This is a genomic window from Micromonospora sp. RV43 (genome assembly GCF_001029515.1).
Lineage (GTDB): Bacteria > Actinomycetota > Actinomycetes > Mycobacteriales > Micromonosporaceae > Micromonospora > Micromonospora aurantiaca.
This window is the reverse complement of record NZ_LEKG01000349.1, coordinates 1-2075: the sequence shown is the minus strand read 5'-3', so window position 1 is coordinate 2075 and position 2075 is coordinate 1. Positions and strand designations below refer to the sequence as shown.

General features: G+C 78.4%; 1 protein-coding gene. It reads left to right on the top strand.

Going from position 1 to position 2075, the window contains the following annotated elements; all coding sequences use genetic code 11:
- On the top strand, positions 1-2075 hold a 2075-nt coding region (locus tag ABD52_RS37055), incomplete at both ends, for a type I polyketide synthase (RefSeq protein WP_047894846.1).

Below are 2075 nucleotides of genomic sequence, written 5' to 3'. Positions count from 1 at the left end.
CGACCCGGCGGCGCGGGCCGTCCGGGCTGCGCTGACCGACGCCGGCGCCGACGTGCGGCCCCTGACCGTCGAGCCGGACGCCGACCGGGCAGCCCTCGCGGCAGCCCTCGCCGGCACCGAGCCCGCCGGCGTCGTCTCCCTGCTCGCCGGGGAACCGCGCACCGGCGGCACGGTCCTGCCCGGCCTGACCGCCACCCTCGCGCTCGCGCAGGCGCTCGGCGACGCCGGCGGGGCCACGCCGCTGTGGCTGGTCACCCGGGGTGCGGTCGCCGCCGCCTCGTACGACCGGCTCGTCGACCCGGCGCAGGCAGCGATCTGGGGCCTCGGCCGGGTCGTCGGCGTCGAGGCGCCGCACCGCTGGGGCGGCCTGGTCGACCTGCCGTCCGACCCCGACGACCGGGCCGTCGCCCGGCTCGCCGCGATCCTCACCGGATCGACCGGCGAGGACCAGCTGGCGGTACGCGGCCCCGGGGTCTTCGCCCGCCGCCTCGTCCGCGCCGCCCTCGGCGACCGCCCGCCGGCGCGCCGGTTCACGCCCACCGGCACCGCAGTGGTCACCGGCGGCACGGGCGGGCTCGGGGCCCGCGCCGCCCGCTGGCTCGCCGCCGCCGGAGCCGAACACGTCGTGCTGGTCAGCCGGCGCGGGCCCGACGCCCCCGGCGCGGCCGCGCTGGAGGCCGAGCTGACCGCCCTCGGGACCAGGGTCACCGTCGCCGCCTGCGACATCGCCGACCGGGCCGCCGTCGCCGACCTGCTCGACCGGGTCGAGGCCGCCGGCCCGCCGGTGCGTACGGTCGTGCACACCGCCGGCGTCGCGCAGGCCACCCCGCTGGCGGAGGTCACCCCCGCCGAACTGGCCGAGGTCACCGCCGGCAAGACCGCCGGGGCCACCCACCTCGCCGACCTGCTCGCCGACCGGGAACTGGACGCCTTCGTCGTCTACTCGTCCATTGCCGCCACCTGGGGCAGCGGCGGGCAGGCCGGATACGCGGCCGGCAACGCCTACCTCGACGCGCTCGTGCAGCGGCGGCGCGCCGACGGCCGGGCCGGCACCGCCATCGCCTGGGGGCCCTGGTCCGACGGCGGCATGCACGCCGCCGACGCCGAACGGAACCTGCGCCGTCGGGGCCTGCCCGCCATGGACCCGGCCGTCGCCACGGCCGCGTTGCAGCAGGCCCTCGACCACGACGACGTCACCGTGACGGTGGCCGACGTGGACTGGGCCCGGTTCGCCCCCGCGTACGCCTCCGCCCGCCGCCGGCCACTGCTAGAGGGCGTACCGGAGGCGCGGGCCGCCCTCGACGGCGGCGCCGCAGCCGACGACGGCGACGACGGCCCGGCGGCGACCCTGCGCCGGCGCCTCGCCGCGCTGGCCCCGGCCCGACGCGAGGAGACCGTCGCCGAGATGGTCCGCGAACTCGCCGCCGACGTGCTCGGCCACGACGGCGGGGCCGCCGCCGTCGGCGCGACCACCGCGTTCCGCGACCTCGGCTTCGACTCGCTGACCGCTGTGGAGCTGCGCAACCGGCTCGTCGCCGCCACCGGGCAGGCGCTGCCCACCACCCTGGCTTTCGACCACCCGACCCCGGCCGTGCTGGCCCGCTTCCTGCTCACCGGCCTCTTCGGCGCCGGCGCCGACGCCGGGCCGGCCCCCGTCGCCGCCCCGGCCGCCGTGGGCGACGACGAGCCGGTGGCCGTCGTCGCCATGGCCTGCCGCTACCCGGGCGGCGTCGACGGCCCCGAGCAGCTGTGGCGCCTCGTCGCCGACGGCGTCGACGCGATCGGAGACTTCCCGACCGACCGGGGCTGGGACCTCGACCGGCTCTACGACCCCGACCCGGCCAACCCCGGCACCACGTACGCCGACAAGGGTGGCTTCCTGCACGCGGCGGGCGAGTTCGACCCAGGCTTCTTCGGGATCTCGCCCCGTGAGGCCTTGGCGATGGATCCGCAGCAGCGGTTGTTGCTGGAGGTTTCGTGGGAGGCGGTCGAGCGGGCAGGGGTTGAGCCTGGGGTTCTTCGGGGTTCGCGAACAGGGGTGTTCGTGGGCACGAATGGTCAGGACTATGGGGCCC